We start from the raw sequence: 19,958 nt of genomic DNA, 5'->3' as shown, positions 1-19,958 counted from the left end.
GAGATACAGATGGACGATCAATCTTTAAAACAGCAGGCTTTGTATTATCACGAATTTCCAACTCCGGGGAAAATCAGCGTTACACCAAGCAAACAATTGGTCAACCAACACGATTTAGCCCTCGCATACTCGCCAGGTGTCGCTGCACCTTGTTTAGAAATTGAACGCGACCCATCTACTGCTGCACTTTACACAGCGCGCGGTAATCTTGTTGCTGTAGTCAGTAACGGTACAGCCGTACTGGGCTTAGGTAACATTGGTCCTTTAGCGTCAAAACCTGTTATGGAAGGTAAAGGCGTTCTATTCAAAAAATTCGCTGGTGTTGATGTTTTTGACATTGAAATTGCTGAAAACGATCCAGACAAAATCGTAGATATCGTTGCAGCATTGGAACCAACTTTCGGTGGTATCAACCTTGAAGACATCAAGGCCCCAGAGTGTTTCTACATCGAGCAAAAACTTCGTGAACGCATGAATATTCCTGTGTTCCATGATGACCAACACGGTACATCAATCATTGTGGGTTCTGCATTACTGAATGCACTTCAACTCAATGGCAAAAAAATTGAAGAAATCAAAATTGTCGCTTCTGGCGCAGGTGCTGCTGCCCTTTCATGTTTGAACTTACTTTGCGCACTTGGCGTGAAAAAAGAAAACATCGTTGTGGCAGATTCACGCGGTTTATTGACGACTAAACGTGAAGGCTTGGATGAGTCGAAAAAGGCATACGTTCAAGACATCGAAGGCTCTCAGCTTGCTGATGTAATGGAAGGTGCGGACATGTTCCTCGGTCTTTCAGCAGCAGGTATTTTGACCAAAGAAATGGTTAAAGTCATGGCGAAAGATCCGATTATCTTTGCCCTTGCTAACCCAGACCCTGAAATTCTTCCTGAACATGCACATGAAGCACGTCCAGACGTGATTATGGCAACTGGTCGTTCAGACTATCCAAACCAAGTGAACAATGCACTTTGCTTCCCTTATATTTTCCGTGGTGCACTAGATGTTGGCGCAACTACGATTAATGAAGAGATGAAGATTGCTTGTGTACATGCGATTGCTCGCATGGCGCATGTCGAAGCTGATGCTGCATCGTATGGTGAAAAATCTGCTTCATTTGGTCGTGATTACCTGATTCCGCGCCCATTAGATCAACGTTTGATTCTTGAAATTGCACCTGCAATTGCACAAGCAGCGATGGATTCTGGTGTTGCAACTCGTCCGATTCAAGACTTCTCTGCATATCGTCAACGTTTATCTGAATTCGTCTACAACTCTGCGTTTATGATGAAACCAATTTTTGCGCAAGCGAAAACTGATCCGAAACGCATTGCATATGCTGAAGGTGAAGATTTACGTGTACTTCGCGCGGTGCAAATTGCTGTTGATGAAGGTTTAGCAAAACCAATTCTTGTCGGTCGTCCTGCAGTCATTGAAGCGAACATCAAGAAATTAGGTCTACGTCTTGAAGACGGCGTGAACATCACTATCGTCGATCAAGAGAAAAACCCTGATTACGATAAGTTTGCTGACGATTACTACAGCATCATGCAACGTAAAGGTGTAACACCTGAATACGCTCAGCGTGAAGCACGTCGTCGCTCTACCCTGATCGCTGCAATGCTGGTTCGTCATGGTGTGGCTGACGGTATGCTATGTGGTACTTATTCTAGCTATGACATTCACTTAGACTTCGTCAGCAATGTGATTGGGCTAAAAGAAGGCCGCAATAACTTCTTTACGCTGAATGCATTGATGCTTGAAGATCGTAACTTGTTTATTGCCGATACTTACATTAACCGTAACCCAACAGCTGAACAACTTGCTGAAATGACCATTTTAGCGGCTGAAGAAGTCCGCCGTTTTGGTATTACGCCGCGTGTAGCATTGCTTTCTCACTCAAGTTTCGGTTCTGACCAAAATGATCCTAGCGCTCAAAAAATGCGTAAGGTTTATGATATTTTGTCAGAAATTGCACCTGAACTTGAGGTTGAAGGTGAAATGCATGGTGATGCCGCATTGGATGAAAATATTCGTCATTTCGCATACCCGAACTCACGTTTTAAAGGTTCTGCGAACTTGCTGATTATGCCTAATCTGGATGCAGCGAACATTTCGTTCAACTTGTTGAAATCAACTTCAGGTAGTAACGTGACGATTGGCCCAATTCTTTTGGGTGCTGCAAAACCCGTTCATATTTTAACGCCAACAGCGACAACTCGCCGTTTAGTGAATATGACTGCATTGACTGTTGCAGAGATTCAAGAAAACGAAAAATTAGCACTCTAATTTAGTTGACCTGAACACACTTTGTGACTTGAGAAAACCTCTGTTCTGTAGCATGATTGCTCTAAGAATAGAGGTTTTTTCATGCAAGTTTATTTAGTAGGCGGTGCAGTTCGAGATCACTTGCTCGGGCACCCCTATCACGAAAAAGATTATGTCGTTGTCGGTGCAACGCCGGAACAATTACTTGCTCAAGGTTATCAACCTGTGGGTAAAGATTTCCCTGTTTTTCTTCATCCAGAGACCAAAGACGAATATGCCTTAGCCCGTACAGAACGTAAGTCTGGACATGGGTATCATGGCTTTGAATTTTATACCGACGTCAATGTCACACTCGAACAAGATCTCATTCGACGTGACCTCACGATCAATGCGATTGCCATGGATGATGCTGGCCAAATTTATGATCCCTACCATGGTCAACAAGATTTAGAGCGACGCATCCTTCGCCATGTGTCTGATGCCTTCGTCGAAGATCCTTTGCGAGTTCTGCGGATTGCACGTTTTGCAGCACGTTATAAAGCTTTAGGTTTTAAAGTGGCTGAAGAAACACTTGCGCTGATGCAAGAGCTTGCCAAATCTGGCGAGCTTGAAGCCCTCACACCTGAACGCGTATGGAAGGAAACATCCCGTGCATTAATGGAAGACCATGCAGATGAATATTTTGAAGTCTTAAGAGCCTGTGGCGCTTTAAAAGTCTTATTCCCTGAAATTGATGCGTTATACGGTATTCCACAGCGTCCTGAATATCATCCTGAAATAGACTGTGGTATTCATACCATGATGTCATTGCAGCAAGCCTGTCGTGCCAATTATTCTTTGGATGTTCGTTTTGCTGTACTGGTACACGACTTGGGCAAAGCACTCACTCCAGTAGATGAGTTACCACGCCATATCATGCATGAAGAACGTGGGGTAAAACCGGTTACCGAAGTCTGTGACCGTATGCGTGTACCCACCAATACCAAGCAATTGGCCATTTCAGTATGTAAAGAGCATTTAAAATGCCATCAAGCCTTGAGTTTAAAACCGGGGACATTATGGCGTCTGTTACAACGTATGGATGTACTACGCCGTCCTGAACGCGTAGAGGCCTTTGTACAAGCCTGTGAATGTGATTCACGTGGTCGCTTAGGTTTAGAGGATCGTGCCTATCCGCAAGCTCAATACGTTTTAGATGCCATGCAGGTGGTTCGTAATATTAAGGCTGCCGATCTTCCACCTGATGTATCAGGGCCGGATATTGGTGAAATGCTGATTGAACGACGTATCCAAGCCATTGCAGAACTAAAAACCAGTCAATATGCAGTTGAAGCATAATTAGAGCACCTTCGGGTGCTTTTTTAATTTACCTTTTCTATATTTTCCTTTTCTATATTTTTAAAACTTTAACTTTTGCAATATTTCACCTTGCCCTTTCAGATATAGATAAGCTTTGAAAAATATCTGCATTCACATCAAGGCTCATTCATCTATGCTCTAAGGAAAACAAACCATCGAGCTGACAATATGCATCCCCAAATTCGTCCACTACACCTCCCAAAAGATCTCCTCGACATTCATCAACTCACACTCCAATTGGGTTATGAAATACCACCAGAGCGACTCCAACAGCATTGGCAGTTGATTCATTTGGATAAGCATTATCAAACCTTGGTGATGATGGCTGATGACCGCGTCATTGGTTATGCAGGTTTTATCCAACAATACAGTTGGGAGTTTGAGGAAGGATTTATTCGGATTCAGGCTTTTGTCATTGATGCCAGTTATCGCGGTCAAGGTTTAGGGCGACGCTTCATGCAAGCCATTGAGCAAAGCGCTCGGCGACAAGGTCTAAAACGTATTTTACTCAACAGTGGTAATCGTCCTGAACGCTATGCCGCACATGCTTTTTATCAAAATTTAGGGTTTGAAGCCTATAGTTTGGGTTTTACTAAACATTTAAATTGATCGGCCAATTTTACCATCAGCCGATCAAGACATTTTTTAAGAAATATCAGCTGGGAAACTAATGACTTTTTCAAGTTTTAACTGATTCGTTGCCACCATTAGCAATCGATCAATGCCTAAGGCTATACCTGCACACTCACTCATATACGGTAATGCAGCAAGCAAATATTCATCAATCGGCATCACATGCAAGCCAAGTTTAGCGCGCTCTGCATTATCCGCCTCAAAACGACGGCGTAAAACGTCTGCATCAATCAGTTCATCATAAGCATTTGCTAACTCTAAACCTTCGATATATAGCTCAAATCGTGCTGCAACCAATTCACCATCTTCGTCCACACGGGTTTTCGCCAAAGAAGCCATTTCCGGTGGAAAATCTGTAAGGAACACTGGCGTATCAAAACCGAGGCTCGGCTCAACATAATGCGAGAACAATAAATCGATATAGCCTAAACGGTCTTCACCCAGATCTAAGCTTAGCCCCACACGACGACAGCAATCTTTCAGATCTTGTAAAGAAGCTTGTAACGGGTTCAAATCCAAACGATCCATAAAGGCATGCTTATAGCTCAAAATAGTTGGACGAACTTCACCAAAGCGCTGTTTCAAAGTTTCATTCAATAAGTCCGTCACTTCAAACATCAAGTCTTTTAAGCTAAAACCCGGACGGTACCATTCCAACATGGTGAATTCACTGTTGTGTTTACGTCCATGTTCATCATCACGGAAAACTTTACAGATTTGGTAAATAGATCCACTGCCACTTGCCAACAGACGTTTCATGGCAAATTCAGGTGAAGTTTGCAAATAATGCGTTTGCTTTTGACCATTCACATGGCGCTGAGCCTGTACCGATGCTAAATGCACATCGGTGACACCCGCTTGAGAAAGCACAGGTGTTTCCACTTCTAGTACATCACGTGCCGCAAAAAACTGGCGAATTTGAGCATACATCGTGGCACGTGCACGAAGTGCAGTGAGTTCACAACTCGGCTGAAAGTTCATTTGACTCATGCTGCTGGGCCTCCATGCGCAGCCCATTCACGGCGTAAAGGATAGGTTTTACGTAAATAATCAAAGGCTTTTTGATCCACCTTGCCGTCTTTTAGGCAAGCACGTAAGTTAGCATCATCACGAGCGATATCATAAATATCTTTTAAATAACGCTGTAATACCGTCTTAAAGTCAGCACCAGTAAAATACTGCTCACAGACGGGCAACTGACTTTCAAAAGCTTTATTTATCAGTTGATTGAAAGTTTGACAGAATGCTTCATAGATCATCTGTGTGCCACGTGCTTTACCTTCCAAGCTATAGCCCGCAATATGTGGTGTCACCACGTAAATTAAATCTAACAACGCTGCTGAAATCTCTGGCTCATGTTCAAAAACGTCTAAGACCACTTTACGCTGAGTCTGTTGAATATCGGCAATTAAGGCAGCTTCTTCGACCACTGGCCCACGCGCGGAATTAATCAAAATCGCTGAAGGCTTCATAGCAGCAAGCGCAGTAGCATTAATTAAATGATAGGTTGGATATTCACCCTCTTTGGTCAGTGGCACATGAGTACTAATCGCATCTGCATTTTTTAACAGTTCTGCAAATTCAACTTGTTTCACCTGATCAGATTGCACAAATGGATCATAGCCAATGACATTCCAACCTAATAATTCTGCCATGACAGCCAAACGTGAACCGACATTACCTAAACCAACGATACCCAAGGTAAATTGTTCATTTGCATTCAATAATTCAGGTTTAACGTACAGCAATGCCGTAATCACATATTCAGCAACCGCTTGTGCATTACAACCTGCGGCATTTGACCAAGCAATGCCCTGCTTTTCTAGAGCGGTAATATCTAAATGATCTGTTCCAATCGTAGCACTACCGACAAATTTGAGTGCGGTCTGTTGAATTAACTCTGCATTTACCTGAGTCACCGATCGCACCAATAATGCATCGGCATCTTTGACATCCTCATGGGTCAATGTTCGACCTGACGCTTGCTTTATTTCACCAAATTCGGCAAAAAAATACTCAGTAAATGCCAGATTTTCATCTGCAACGATTTTCATAGTTCATCTCATAGTTCCACTATGAACATGATAACGCGTTGATCAAGCCATGACTATTCTTCTGCACATAAGGCATAGCGCCTATACTCTATGAGCTAGATGATTGAAAATTATATTATCTGCAATAATCTGAGTGCTGATCTTCAATTAAAGACAAGGCCGCCTGCCAAGCCACTTGAATAATGGGCTCGGCCATCGGATTTTCAAACTGCTGCAACGTATGTTCACAAACCTTCGGACTCGGATAATGCAATGTAGCACTCGACAACGCTTTTACTTGAATTTGACAAGCCCGTTCTAAAAAGTAAATTTCATGAAATGCCCGTGCCACACTATCTCCAGTCGCAAGCAAGCCGTGATTGCGTAAAATCATGCAGCGATAATGTCCCATATCTTGTACCAGTCTTTCACGCTCTTCAGTTGAAAAGGCAATACCCTCATATTCATGATAAGCAATGTTCTGATAGAACTTTAACGCATGTTGTGAGATTGGCAATAATCCATGTTCCTGTGCAGAAACTGCCACGCCATCTGCAGTATGCGTATGAATCACACAATTAATATTTGCACGCGCATGATGTAAGGCCGAATGAATTACAAAGCCGGCGACATTCACCATCTTCCCTGCATCATAAGTTTCAATAATTTTTCCTTCATGATCAATTTTGACCAAATCAGAAGCTGTCATTTTGTCAAAGGTCACACCATAACGATTAATCAAAAAATGCTCCGGTTCATGACTTAAACGCAGGCTGATATGAGTATCAATTAAGTCGGTCATTTTATAATAAGCCACTAAGCGATACAGTGCCGCCAATTGACAACGCGCTTGCCATTCCAGTTCATGAATAAGCTCTGGTTTTTGCATGGATGAATTCCTTTTCTAAATCGATTGATCTTGTTTTCTGTTTATTGTGAATAATTAATAGCATGTCATATCCATGCTGTATATCAGCTTCGCCTGTCGAAAAAATAATTCAAAAATTTTAGGCAAAAAAAACCCCAATGTAAAACATTGGGGTTTTTTGAATATGGCGGAAGCGGTGAGATTCGAACTCACGGAGGACTCGCGCCCTCATCTGTTTTCAATTTATTAACACTTACACTTTACTGGGCTTTATTAACATTCAGTAATCCATACATTCCTTAAAAAAAACAAGGCATAAAACACTTGCAAGGCATTTAGCTAAAGTCGAAACCCACAGAAACAACAAAGCGACTACTATTAAGTTAGTAGCCGCTTTTACACCCATTCTTTCTTATGATGAGTGGGAAGCAATTGCTATGCCTCAACAACAGCAGTTACTTAAGGAAACTAGACATGATTAAATTTTTCGATAATTATTTAATTCTTCCAGTTAATAAAGAATTAATAATCAGTCTAAGTACCATCCACCACCCATACACTGTGGCTATTGATGATGAGTGTCCATCATCTAATAATCCATGAGCAACTTGGTTTCTTAAATTAAATCCTAAAGCCTCAGTAAATATACATTTTATTTCAAAAAGCAAATCCTCACCAAATACTTCATTTGCTTCAGGTAAAGCCATTAACGTACTTAATCCATTTTCATTTTCAATTCCCTGTTTATCAGTATTTCTTGTATGTGCGCCAACTTTTAAAAGTTCATTTCGTACAATATTCTCTAATTGAGGGCATAATAAATGAATTGCTGTTCCAAATTCTTCTTCGAAGCCAAACCACAGCGCATTACCTGTTAACTCAGCTCTCCCATCTGGTACGAGCGGTGATTGCTCACAAATAGCAATTAGTAAGTCTTTTGTAAATCGATGTTCTAAACATAGTTGTCGTAATGCAGGGATGATACTACCTTGTACTTTTAGTTGAACATCGGTAGTAAAATGCTGATACATTTTACTATGCAATAAAAGTTCATTTTCCGGATGATCTAGGCTGACTTCATTATTAAGCGCTGGAATGCGTGCAATAGTTCTCCCATCTGCACTCATTTGAGATTTTACAAATATACTTTCAAAGACACTCATTCCAATTAATTCTTTTGAAATAGTTTTTAGATTCTGATAATTAGCACCACTAAAACCACAGAAATAAACTAAAGCCTGCTGAGGGTTTTGTTTACCTGCCACATGAGCAATTGATGATTCAACTAATGGTGAAATATCATATTTTTCAGTTTCAAATGTGACCATTTCATCAAGCGTAGCCTGTCCCGATGTAATTTTTTTTGTTTTTATATTTTGGATCTTTTCTTCTACTTGAAAATTAGTCCTAAATTTCAAAGGTATGTCTCTATAAGCTTGAATTGCATTTTCGTAAAATGAATTGGCAACCTGATATACGCTGAATTATCAGGAGACTTTCCCTTGGGAGATTCTAGGCAGCCAACTTATAAAAGTCTTCGGCCATTTGATTTGGTGTCTTAAAACCCAAACCCTTTTGAATTCTTCGATGATTATAAAATAACTCAATGTATTTTATAATATCTGCTTTGGCTTCTTCTCTGGTTTGATAGTTGTAATGATGCACTAACTCATTTTTCAGTATTCCCCAAAAGCTTTCAATCGGTGCATTATCGTAACAGTCTCCGCGCTTGCTCATTGAACCTTGAAAACCATATTGCTCAAGTATATTTCGATATTCATGGCTGCAATATTGACTTCCTCTGTCTGAATGCACAATCAGTTCTTTGGTTGGTTTTTGATTGTGAATAGCCATATTTAGCGCATTACAAACAAGCTGTGTTGTCATGCGCTCATTTAAGCTATAGCCAACCACTTGCTTCGTGTAAAGGTCTTTTACCGCTGCTAAATACAGCCATCCTTCAACAGTCCATATGTACCTAATATCACTTGACCATGCTTGATTTGGTCTAGTCATTGAGAATTGTTGCTCCAGCAGGTTTTCATAGATCGCTCGATTATGGTCACTATTCGTAGTCCTTTTAAAACGCTTGTGTCGCTTACAATACAGGTGGTTCAGCGCTTTTATCTGACGTATAGCGTACATACTCATTTTTATACCCTGAGCTTGTAAGTATTTGGTTAATCGAATATAACCATAGCTCTGCCTGGTCTCCTCATGGGCTATTTTCACCAATATCGTCTGTTGATTTCGTTGAATCGTTCTTTTGCTCACGCCTCTCTTGAGCCAATCATAAAAACATGAAACTGAAACATGAAGTAATCGAGCCATTAAGGTAATTGGAAAAGAATATCTTTTTTGTTTCATATAGGCGTACCTTACTGACTTTCTTTGGCAAAGTACGCTGCTGCCTTTTTTAAAAATTCACGTTCCATTTCAGCTATTTTGAGCTGTTGTTTGAGTTTTTTATTTTCTTCGAGTAGAGCGTTTAGATCAGGTGAATACTGTTTTGTACCTGCTAAAGTTCCAGCCTTTGCTTTGGTATTCCAATTTGAAAGAGTTTGCATTGAAATGCTAAGTTGTCTAGCTGTTTCCGAGACATTGCCTTGATTGGCTTCAATTAATTTGATGGCTTCAGCTTTAAATTCTGTGGTGTAAGTCTTGTGTTTCTTGCTCATGGTAAACTCCTGATGAGTGTGTTTAGTTTACCAAGTTAAAACCTCCTGTTTTTTCAGCACACATCAACCATATTACTATCAGAAATTCTTAAATCAGCTTCTAATTCAAAAGTCTCTGCAATTTCAACCAAAGACTTAACCCAATCATTTTCTAAATTACACTTTTTATATTTTTTTGATGCTAATTGATAATAATCTCTAGCCTTAAGATAATCTTTTTGTACTTTGAATGTAGTTGCTCTATTAAATAATGATTCAGCAACTTCTTGAGCAAAATCATTATCAATTTTCATTTTATGCATCAAATCTGCTATCCAAAAATTCATATATTTTAAATTTGAATATTCAGAAAGAAATGCTGAAAATAATTTTGCTTTAATACTTTCTAAACGCTCATGATCTTTGAGTTGTAGACTTAATTGTATTGCTCGTGACAAATAATTATTTACACCTTTATGCCAAGACTCTTCATCAATTTTACATTGAAGATATAAGTCTATTGTAATCCTTGCATGTTCAGGGTTACGTGGTCTATGCAGCAACCAAAGTAAATCAGCAAGCCTAGCTTTCAAAAATGGCTCAGTAGCAACCCTCAGAAGGCTTTCAAAAGTTACCAAATCATCTACAGTAAAATCATCGGGGATAGTTGATCTCTGACCAGTTTGAAAGTTTTCTATATAAGCCTTGTAAGGTTCATTTATACTATTTACAAGAGACATGGATGTAGCTTTGGCTAATAACCCAAAAATCTGGGCACTATCTGTTTTGTCTCGTGCTTTTAATTCTTGTTCTTTATGACGCAAACTATTAGATATTTCAAAATAAATATCATACATTTCGTTTGAAGAAATATATTCCCATTCAGCTTCTAAAAACAACTGCGCTACATTTTCCATTTTCCCCTCCGAAATACTTTACTTGATAATGAGTGTAATTTTTAAATTTTATTTTGAGAATTAAATTCAATATTAGTGCTTATTATTTGCTTACGCCAATCAATCCCCAGAAACAACAAAGCCCTGAAAATATCAGGGCTAAGTCATGTGAATTTGGCGGAAGCGGTGAGATTCGAACTCACGGAGGACTCGCGCCCTCGTCGGTTTTCAAGACCGGTGCATTAAACCGCTCTGCCACGCTTCCATGGCCGCTATCATATAAATAAAAATTCAGATTGGCAAATTATTTTGCCTCATTTTGAACACTTGGCGAATCGTTCATACAAAATTTAGGCGATTGTAAAATTTTGGCTTCGAGCTGAAAAATAGAAGCTCAATCAAAATTTATTGAATTGAGGTCAAGGCTAATTGCATTACCTCAATTTACGCACATAAAAAAACCCTGATGCTAAAAACATCAGGGTTTTTGAATTTGGCGGAAGCGGTGAGATTCGAACTCACGGAGGACTCGCGCCCTCGTCGGTTTTCAAGACCGGTGCATTAAACCGCTCTGCCACGCTTCCATGGCCGCCATCATATAAATAAATTTCAGCAATGGCAAATTATTTTGTAAAAAACACGTCCAATTGAACAAAATAAGAGCAGTTTGTTATTTTTCAGTACTTTCGCCCATTTCATAACGAATTGAATTGATATACCAACATTTTTTTCCCAGTGGGGTCAGGACTTCGACCTCATCATCCACTTGCTTGGACAGGAGTGCTCGAGCCATAGGTGAATCAATTGAGATATGCTGTGGATGATGATCATAAATTTCATCTACCCCCACGATCCTTAACGTTTTTTGTTCGCCTTCATCATTTTCAATATCGACCCACGCCCCAAAATAGACTTTCCCTTTTTGTTCGGGTGAGTAATCGATAATACGAAGCTCTTCCAAACGTTTTCCCAAATAGCGTACACGTCGGTCAATTTTGCGTAACAATTGCTTATTATATTGATAATCCGCGTTTTCCGAACGGTCGCCAAGACTGGCCGCCCAGTTCACTTTTTTGGTAATTTCAGGTCGTTCTTCATGCCATAAATGTTGAAGTTCAGCGACCAATAAATCGTGTCCACCACGGGTAATTAAGTTAGATTTCATGATGATTTTTCGGCCTTGAGCAAGCGCTGATTTTTACAAAACATGCCTATTTTATCCTCCATTTCTACACAGGCAAAGTATATAAAATTTATTCGTAAACAAAATCAATTATTTATGTTACATATTTTAATATTTTTTCGTACAAAATTTGACAAGTATTTTTTTGCTTATTATTATGCGCACATCTTTTAGGCTTGTTTAATTTTTATCCAGTGTAGATTTTCTACACATTTCCCGAAAACCCCTAGTCATTTTTGAATGACGTCATGACTGCCCAACCCTTATTGAATTTATCAAACTTGAAAAAGTCTGAGGCGTGTTTGCCTTTGCTTTTTAGGGCATAAATTACTTGTAGCGGAGACAACATGCACAGTAGTTCAACTTCTGGGTCGAGGCTTTGCCTTAACTCTTTTAACTCTCTCCCATTTAAAGCGCTTGCACTCAGTACTGTCTTAATTCCTTTTCACAGTATTAATGCCAGCAAAACAGCTCATCAATATGATGCTGTCGTCAACAGTAATAAACTCACTGTTGTTGCCGTTGCCAATCCTGACATTGTTTTTCAGGATGGTAAACATCGACATGGTTTTGGTTACGACCTTGCACGTAACTATGCAGAAAGTTTAAATGTCCAATTAGATTTTAAAACAGTGAATGACAATGCCACTGCTTTAAAAATGGTTGCCAAAGGTCAAGCCAATTTTGCTATGACCACTGCCGAAATGAGTACCATTGAAGCCAAGCATTTGACGTCATTTTCAGCCAGTTGTGGTGATACCGTTTCTTTAAAAAAGAATGGTTTAAACAGCAACTTAAACTGGGTATTTAAAAATGCAGATGATCCACTCAGCCAAACCGCGAGTGGCTTTATTTGCCGTGCCAAACAAAATGGCGCAATTGGACAGTTGGCATCATTCTACAACCGTAATGTGGTCAAACAAGATTCTTGGAATGTGATTCAACGTGATTTAAGTAAACGTATGCCGATCTATAAGGCAAGTTTTAAAAACACGGCCAAGCAATACGACCTAGACTGGCATTTATTGGCAGCAATTGGTTATCAAGAGTCTTACCTCAAACCTGACTCGGTATCCCCAACGGGTGTTCGTGGCATTATGATGCTGACCAACAGTACAGCAAAAGCCATGGGTGTGAGCAACCGTACAGATGCGACTCAAAGCATTCAAGGTGGTGCAAAGTACTATGACCAAATGCTAAACCGTTATAGTAACATTCCGTACCCTGATCGTAATTGGTATGCCTTAGTGGCTTATAACATGGGTCCTGGTGCTGTAAGTCAGATTCAAAAGCGCATCCAATCTCAGGGTAAAAACCCAAATAAGTGGGTGAATTTATATGCTTATCTAGACCGTAACAAGGCCAGCAATGGTCGTTATCGTCAAGCTGTGCAATATGTCACGCGTATTCGTGCGTATTTGGAACATATTAAAACCACACCACAACTGGTGAATATCTAATATGCGTCCACCTAACATTTACATGTGAGCGCACAAAAAAAGCTTACCTTCGGGTAAGCTTTTTTCGTTTTAAACTTAAGCAGTTTGCTCAAGTACTTTTTTGAACAAATCTTTTTGCTCAGTACTTGGTTTTGCTGTTTGCAATGCCATCAATTGTGACATATCACCTTGTACTTTTATTTTGCCCGTCATAAACGCTTGCATCGCTGCAGCCATATCAAACTCAAGGAATACTTTACGTAAAGTTTCAGCATCCATGTTCAACGTTGTTTTCGCGTTTGAAGATAAACCTTTTTTAATTGCACCACCATCTAATGACAATTCAGTATTGCCTGCAGCGTCAGCAACCACAAGGTTAATTGCAAGATTAGCCAATGCAGGTGGTAAGTTTAAATCACCAGCTTGAGCTGTCAGAGTTTCTACAGTTGAAAACCAATCATCAGTTAAAAAAGCAGGCATGATCTTTCCTCAATTTATTTTGTTCGTGTGTGTTGCCGTTCCGGACAACATCAGTGCAAGCATATTTTGCTTGAGGCTTGTTATAGCATGATCATTTGCGAAAAGGCTAAAGTTTTTTGTACGCACCGTTCAATATTTAACTGTTTAACAACAAAATAAGAAAAATCATAAGCATAAAAAAGGCATTCCGTAGAATGCCTTTTGCGTGATGAAGTTTTCGGCTTAATCTGCCATAAAACCTAAGTTCACCATATTAATGCGTTTGCTTTCAGGCTCACCTTCTTCAGTTGAACAACTTTCGCTATTTTTGAAGTCAAATTCGCGTTGTTCATCCAAGGCTTCAAAGTCGAATAACTCACGGTCTGCCAGTTGTGAAGGCGATACATTTTGCAATGCGCCAAAAATACTGTGTAAACGTTTTGGAAATTCTTTATCCCAAGTACGCAGCATGTCATTTAGCATCGCACGTTGTAAGTTTTCCTGTGAACCACACAAGTTACATGGGATAATTGGGAACTTACGCATTTCTGCATACTTGATAATGTCTTTTTCTTCCACATAAGCCAGTGGACGAATCAAAATGTTCTTTTTATCAGAAGACAATAATTTCGGTGGCATGGCTTTTAAGCTACCGCCATGGAACAAGTTCAAGAAGAACGTCGCCAAAATATCATCACGATGATGACCTAAAGCCACTTTCGTCGCCCCAATTTCTTGAGCAAAGCCGTATAACGAACCCCGACGTAAACGTGAGCATACTGCACAATACGTTTTACCTTCTGGGGTTAAACGTTTAGTAATGCTGTAGGTATCTTTTTCTAAGATGTAATACGGAATTTTGTTTTCTTCTAAATAACGTGGCAATACTTCTTCAGGGAAACCCGGTTGTTTTTGGTCAAGGTTGACCGCAACCACATCAAAATTAATCGGTGCGATACGCTTAAACTGCAACAAAATGTCGAGCAAGGTATAACTGTCTTTACCGCCTGAAATACAGACCATCACCTTGTCGCCCTCTTCGATCATTTTAAAATCACGAATGGCATGACCGACCTGACGGCGTAGCTTTTTCAATAAACGATAATACGCAGAGCTAGTTGGTAGTTCTGGTTTGAAATTAAATCCTTGTTCGGACTCAACTGGCGAGAACATAGACGAGTTAAACCTAAAAAAAAATACCGCGCAATTTTATCCGATTCGCAGACTTCTCGCATCAAAAGAATGTAATTTCCGAAAAAACTAAAAATACTGTCATGATCACGTCATCCTCAGCGCATTATTTTATACGGTCGAGTTCATTTTTTAGGCGAAACGCTTATCTTTTGGACTTTTCCACAGTTGTCCACAAAAGCTGTGGATAACTTTGTGGATTTTAAATGACTTGACAAGGTGAGCTGCCCTTATTTTAAGGCTTCTATTTAAATTGATCATTTTTTGATCAATTTATTATCCCTTACTTATCAATGCTTTAGATGTGTCAAGTTATGCTCATTAAAAAAAAAATAAATATTTTTTTTGATTATTGAATCATCAAAATGACTTGATTTTTACAAAGTAAAGAAGAAATCAGCCCTCGAAGCCTTTTCATCTGATTTTTTTTTGATAAACTCTATTTTAACTGTTTGGGGGCAGAATTTTTTTCTTCACAATAAAATGAAAAACAATACTTGGACTTTGGGGCTGTTATTAAGTGGAAGTGTGGCTATCAGTTTAGCTGCACCGAGCATTTTTGCCGGCCAAACGATCTATCAATTACGTGAAAGTAACGGCACAACGCTACTAACCAATAAACAAGGCCGCTATAGCAATCTGAAAGTCGAGAAAAAAACCTACTATCCGGACAGTAATATCCATAGTTATAGTAACTGGGGCTCAAATGAAGCGTCTGTGTTACCAAGTTATAGCCGTAATAAAAATGCCTTTGACAATATTATTAAACAAGCCGCGGCCCAGCATGGTGTATCCGAAGGTCTAATCAAAGCGGTGATGCATACCGAATCAGGTTTTAACACCAATGCACGCTCGCCTGTCGGTGCGCAAGGTTTAATGCAACTCATGCCTGCTACTGCACGTCGCTTCAATGTATCAAATGCCTATGATCCACATCAGAACATTATGGCTGGTGCGCGCTATTTATCTTGGCTGCTGAAACGTTTTAATGGTAACACCTCACTTGCCTTAGCAGGTTATAACGCAGGTGAAGGCAATGTCGCAAAATATGGTGGCATCCCTCCTTTTCGTGAAACTCAAGACTATGTCCGCCGTGTCACTAGCCGCTACAGCAACCTATATGCTGGTAGTTTAAGTGTCTCGGGTTCGAGTAGTTCAAATAGCACTTCAAATAGTGGTCGGATTATTGCCAGTTCGGACAATTATCATGCCGCTGCCCCTACTGTAGCCAAGTCTCCAGCACGTCAAATTATTCAAACGGACAATGGTAGTTTTACCGATGCACCTTCAGGTTCATTTGCGACAGCAAATGCTTCTGCCTCAGCGCGCATTTATTTCAATGAATAAAATCACTGATTTTGTAAAATTGCATCTGTTTTACTAATTTTTCCTTGAAATTTTAAGACTTTCACCTCATATTGAGTTTAATGATTTTTATTTGTAAATCAGATCATTTTTCTATAATAAGAGGATTTACCCAATGATGCGGATTGGTTTGTTCTTGCTGACCAACCTCGCGGTACTGGTTGTAGCTGGCATAATCTTGTCACTCTTCGGTGTCGGTAGTTACCACGGTGCAGGCGGCTTAAACTTAGGCAACTTGCTCGTTATCTGTTTTGTGTTCGGTATGGTGGGTTCGATGATCTCACTATTCATGTCAAAATGGATGGCGAAAAAAACCACGGGTACAGAGCTGATTGACCCTAATGCACCACGTAGCCAAGCTGAAGCATGGTTACTCAACGAAGTTGCGCAACTAGCACAACGTTCTGGTATCAAAATGCCAGAAGTGGGTATTTTCCCATCGTACCAGTCAAATGCCTTTGCAACAGGCTGGAACAAAAATGATGCTTTAGTGGCGGTTTCTACCGGTCTACTGGAGCGTATGAACAAAGATGAACTCCGTGCCGTACTCGCTCACGAAATTGGTCACGTAGCCAATGGTGACATGGTGACCCTTGCTTTGGTGCAAGGTGTAGTCAACGCCTTTGTCATGTTCTTTGCACGTGTAGCAGGTGACTTTATCGACCGTAATGTCTTCGGTCGTGAAGATGGTGAAGCACCGGGTATCGCATATTTCGTCATTACGATTGTATTAGATATTGTCTTTGGTATCGCAGCGTCTGCCATTGTGATGTGGTTCTCTCGCTACCGTGAATACCGTGCCGATGAAGCTGGTGCGCGTCTAGCAGGTAAACAAGCGATGATTTCTGCCCTATTACGTTTACAAGCAGAATCTGAAATGCCAGATCAAATGCCAAAAGAAATGAAAGCCTTTGCTATTTCTGCGGGTCAAGAACAAGGTTTCAGCTTAGCTGCATTGTTCCAAACACACCCAACGATTGAACAACGTGTTGCGGCTTTACAACAATTAGATTGCCCATAATCGAGCATCTAATGTATGTCGTAAAAAAGCCTCCCTATGGAGGCTTTTTTAAGTCTAATTTTTTCCGAACATTTACTGTCTTATCAATAATCTTTCAGTTGAACGATCTTTCAATTGAATAGCCTCTCATTGATCGCGCTCAAGCAACAAGGCATTTCTATCTACAATACTCCATTAGCCTTTAACCATTGCCAAAGCAATGAACCACCCATATAAATTGCAAAGATAAAGACTAATAAGAAAATCATCCCGAATATATCTGGGATATGGATCCATATCCATGCAACCACAGGGTTGCGCCAAAAAGCAGATTGCTGTTGTTTCTGTTCTAATTTTTCATGTAAAAACGGATGTACCACATGTTGATCTGTACTGATTTGATATTCTTCACGAATGTGCGTATGTACAACATCTAAAGCTTTACGGCTCGGTCGAATAAACACATCAAAGATCGTCCCTGCAACAGGAATAAACCCCACGACAGCATCTATAACTGCGAGTTTCATCACACCATTTAATTTGGCTTGTGGTACGCCAATCTGTTTGGCTTTATAGACGGCATAACAGGTCAAGACAAATCCTGCGATATCACCAGCTACGGGAATGGTACTCAACGCTGCGTCCGCACCTACCCCTTGTCGAGTAAATGGAATCCGAACCACGGAGTCCATCATATTGGCAAACTTTGCGAGATCGCGTTCAAGACGAATGACTTCTTGCTTTGACATTTTTTGTTTTAATGGTTCAGTCATGTTTTATCCAATAAAAACCGTGTAAATCACTGAGATTAAAACATATTAGAAGTCTTCAATCTGTAGCAAAATGCTAATCTCTATAAATTGAGCAATTGTGAAGCAATCATCAAATACACCACCACGCCTGTCGCATCACAAATCGAGGTCACCAAGGGTGCAGATGCACTTGCAGGATCGAGCTTCAACTTATTGAGTACAAAGGGCAAACTCATGCCAATTAAACAACCGAGCAATACGATACCCATCATACTTAAAGCCAAGACCAAAGCGACGGTTGCATCACCACGGTAGTAGCCTAAAATCGATACAGCAATGGCCATGGTTCCACCGAGGCAAAGCGCGACGAGCGTCTCCCGACCCAATAAATAAAACCAATCACGAATTTTTACATCCCCAGTGGCAAGCGCTCGCACCATTAAGGTTGCAGACTGTGAACCTGCATTGCCTCCACTTCCGACCAATAAGGGTAAGAAAAAAACCAAGACGATATGTGCGGCAATGATGTCTTCATAATATGAAATGCCTAATCCGGACAATAAGCTGCCAAAGACCAATATCACCAACCAGAACACCCGCTTTTGATACAACTTTAAAATCGGTGCTTTATTAATGCTCATACCTGGTTCGGTACTCACCGCACTGGCTTTTAAAAAGTCTTCAGTGGTTTCAGCCTGTACCACATCCATCGCATCATCATAGGTGACAATCCCCATCAAACGCTGGGCATGATCCACAATCGGCAAGGCCATAAAATCATATTCTGCCAATTTTCGAGCAATACTTTCTTGGTCTTCATCTATCCAGCCGGTCACCACATCTTTGGTCATCACCTGTTGAATCCGTGCATCACGATCGGCCTGCAAAATTTGCCGCAGTGAAATCACCCCTTCTAATTGAGACTGATCATTGGTGACATAAATTAAATACAGGGTTTCACGGTCATGCGGTTCATGGCGTAAGGCCTCTATAGCTTGTTGCATGGTAAAGTCAGCAGGCATACTGACATAGTCTGAACTCATGATTGCACCTGCAGACTCTTCTGCATATGCAGATAACGCCTTTAGATGCTCTTGGGTATCTTGATCAAGTTGTTGATAAATCCGATCTTGTTCTGCATCAGTTAAACTTTTATATAAGTCCGTTGCATCATCAGAATGCATATCATCAAATAGTTCAATTTGTAGACGCAGTGGATAACGTGAAATCAGCTGTCGCTGTGACTCAAAAGGGAAAAACTCAAATACCAAGCCTTGATGGTCTAAACCTGAAAGTAACTCGATTTGATCTTCGATTGGAAATTGCTGAATTAAACGAGCCTGATCAGCGTAGTTCAGAGGCTGTAAAGCGAAAACTGCTGCTGCATAATTTTGTTGTTGCAGCAAAGCTGAAATTTCACGCTGTCTTTGTATTAAATCCGCCATTCAACTCACTCTTATTTTAATCTTTCTATGTAGTGCACATTTTGAAGGATAAACTGAAGAGTTTCAAATCTCTTCAATATGTTCTCGGTGAACGTTGTTTGCGAAAATTCGCTGTGAAAATTCCCTGCCGAAAGTTTGATGACATAAATTTGGCGATATAAAAAAAGCCACCGCGATTTACTCAAGCTTGAACGGCGGCTTTTACTAGAGCGATACGCTGTGCGTGAATTATTTCTAAGTTTCAGACACCGGTTTGATTTTAAAAATAGAGCGGACCATCACATATAGCTAAATACCAAATAAATCATTACAGTAATCTTTAAATAATTTATCAATATCTTTAACTCTAAACTTAGTTCGAATCGCCTTGACTCGTGACCACATATTTTCTATTGGATTTAAATCTGGAC

General features: G+C 40.2%; 17 protein-coding genes and 2 tRNA genes. 6 read left to right on the top strand and 13 right to left on the bottom strand.

Annotated elements, in window-relative coordinates:
- The first annotated feature begins 9 nt into the window (after positions 1-9).
- The 3 genes from FTU65_RS03625 (at position 10) to FTU65_RS03615 (ending at position 4,236) form a co-directional block, all read left to right on the top strand.
- Positions 10-2,289 carry an NADP-dependent malic enzyme gene (locus FTU65_RS03625; RefSeq protein WP_078192090.1) on the top strand — a complete coding sequence of 760 codons (2,280 nt, stop codon included), beginning with the start codon at positions 10-12 and terminating at the stop codon, positions 2,287-2,289.
- Between the two features lie 81 nt (positions 2,290-2,370).
- Positions 2,371-3,606 (top strand): multifunctional CCA addition/repair protein, encoded by a 1,236-nt coding sequence (locus FTU65_RS03620; protein WP_180020723.1) that lies wholly within the window; start codon positions 2,371-2,373, stop codon positions 3,604-3,606.
- Positions 3,607-3,795: 189 nt separating this feature from the next.
- Positions 3,796-4,236 (top strand): GNAT family N-acetyltransferase, encoded by a 441-nt coding sequence (locus tag FTU65_RS03615; protein ID WP_180049066.1) that lies wholly within the window; start codon positions 3,796-3,798, stop codon positions 4,234-4,236.
- 36 nt (positions 4,237-4,272) lie between these two features.
- On the opposite strand, the gene epmA is transcribed toward FTU65_RS03615, so the two are convergent.
- The 9 genes from epmA to greB all read right to left on the bottom strand — a co-directional run bounded on the left by epmA (position 4,273) and on the right by greB (position 11,879).
- Positions 4,273-5,241: an EF-P lysine aminoacylase EpmA gene (gene epmA / locus FTU65_RS03610; protein ID WP_373683566.1), complete on the bottom strand. Its 969-nt coding sequence runs from the start codon at positions 5,239-5,241 to the stop codon at positions 4,273-4,275.
- Between the two features lie 5 nt (positions 5,242-5,246).
- Positions 5,247-6,314 (bottom strand): 4-phosphoerythronate dehydrogenase, encoded by a 1,068-nt coding sequence (locus tag FTU65_RS03605; protein WP_180066369.1) that lies wholly within the window; start codon positions 6,312-6,314, stop codon positions 5,247-5,249.
- 115 nt (positions 6,315-6,429) lie between these two features.
- Positions 6,430-7,182 (bottom strand): class II aldolase/adducin family protein, encoded by a 753-nt coding sequence (locus tag FTU65_RS03600; protein ID WP_180066367.1) that lies wholly within the window; start codon positions 7,180-7,182, stop codon positions 6,430-6,432.
- Positions 7,183-7,655: 473 nt separating this feature from the next.
- The gene (locus FTU65_RS03595; protein ID WP_180066365.1) at positions 7,656-8,579 is read right to left on the bottom strand and encodes a DUF4209 domain-containing protein; all 924 of its coding nucleotides are present in this window, start codon (positions 8,577-8,579) and stop codon (positions 7,656-7,658) included.
- Positions 8,580-8,673: 94 nt separating this feature from the next.
- Positions 8,674-9,839, bottom strand: a protein-coding gene (locus FTU65_RS03590; RefSeq protein WP_180066363.1) for an IS3-like element ISAba22 family transposase whose coding sequence is annotated in 2 segments (ribosomal slippage) — positions 8,674-9,581 and positions 9,581-9,839 — 1,167 coding nt in all. Because the reading frame shifts where the segments join, the coding sequence is not laid out codon by codon here.
- A gap of 53 nt (positions 9,840-9,892) precedes the next feature.
- Positions 9,893-10,735, bottom strand: a complete 843-nt coding sequence (locus FTU65_RS03585; RefSeq protein ID WP_180066361.1) for a hypothetical protein — start codon at positions 10,733-10,735, stop codon at positions 9,893-9,895.
- A gap of 154 nt (positions 10,736-10,889) precedes the next feature.
- Positions 10,890-10,979 (bottom strand) — tRNA-Ser (locus FTU65_RS03580).
- Positions 10,980-11,208: 229 nt separating this feature from the next.
- Positions 11,209-11,298, bottom strand: a tRNA-Ser gene (locus tag FTU65_RS03575).
- Between the two features lie 86 nt (positions 11,299-11,384).
- Entirely contained in the window at positions 11,385-11,879 is a 495-nt protein-coding gene (gene greB, locus FTU65_RS03570; RefSeq protein ID WP_180003371.1) for a transcription elongation factor GreB, read from the bottom strand.
- Between the two features lie 365 nt (positions 11,880-12,244).
- Here greB and FTU65_RS03565 point away from each other — a divergent pair, with 365 nt between their 5' ends.
- Positions 12,245-13,357, top strand: a complete 1,113-nt coding sequence (locus FTU65_RS03565; RefSeq protein ID WP_180008382.1) for a transglycosylase SLT domain-containing protein — start codon at positions 12,245-12,247, stop codon at positions 13,355-13,357.
- A gap of 75 nt (positions 13,358-13,432) precedes the next feature.
- Here the strand turns inward: FTU65_RS03565 and FTU65_RS03560 are convergent, their stop codons facing one another.
- Together FTU65_RS03560 and ttcA are read right to left on the bottom strand one after the other, a co-directional pair.
- The gene (locus FTU65_RS03560) at positions 13,433-13,816 is read right to left on the bottom strand and encodes an SCP2 sterol-binding domain-containing protein (protein ID WP_078190434.1); all 384 of its coding nucleotides are present in this window, start codon (positions 13,814-13,816) and stop codon (positions 13,433-13,435) included.
- A gap of 222 nt (positions 13,817-14,038) precedes the next feature.
- Entirely contained in the window at positions 14,039-14,968 is a 930-nt protein-coding gene (gene ttcA / locus FTU65_RS03555; protein WP_168378304.1) for a tRNA 2-thiocytidine(32) synthetase TtcA, read from the bottom strand.
- 501 nt (positions 14,969-15,469) lie between these two features.
- Here ttcA and FTU65_RS03550 point away from each other — a divergent pair.
- Positions 15,470-16,333: a lytic transglycosylase domain-containing protein gene (locus FTU65_RS03550; RefSeq protein ID WP_180007505.1), complete on the top strand. Its 864-nt coding sequence runs from the start codon at positions 15,470-15,472 to the stop codon at positions 16,331-16,333.
- 133 nt (positions 16,334-16,466) lie between these two features.
- Complete coding sequence (htpX, locus tag FTU65_RS03545; protein ID WP_078190437.1) at positions 16,467-17,372, top strand: protease HtpX; 906 nt, start codon at positions 16,467-16,469, stop codon at positions 17,370-17,372.
- 161 nt (positions 17,373-17,533) lie between these two features.
- Here htpX and FTU65_RS03540 read toward each other — a convergent pair whose 3' ends face one another.
- Both FTU65_RS03540 and mgtE read right to left on the bottom strand, forming a co-directional pair.
- The gene (locus tag FTU65_RS03540) at positions 17,534-18,124 is read right to left on the bottom strand and encodes a DUF4112 domain-containing protein (RefSeq protein ID WP_180049076.1); all 591 of its coding nucleotides are present in this window, start codon (positions 18,122-18,124) and stop codon (positions 17,534-17,536) included.
- Between the two features lie 80 nt (positions 18,125-18,204).
- On the bottom strand, positions 18,205-19,548 hold the full coding sequence (mgtE, locus tag FTU65_RS03535; protein WP_180007504.1) for a magnesium transporter: 1,344 nt from the start codon (positions 19,546-19,548) through the stop codon (positions 18,205-18,207).
- Positions 19,549-19,958: the final 410 nt, after the last annotated feature.

Source organism: Acinetobacter sp. YH12129 (assembly GCF_013418685.1).
GTDB classification, from domain to species: Bacteria; Pseudomonadota; Gammaproteobacteria; order Pseudomonadales; family Moraxellaceae; genus Acinetobacter; species Acinetobacter amyesii.
The sequence above is the reverse complement of the archived record's forward strand: the minus strand, read 5'-3'. Positions and strand labels throughout refer to the sequence as shown.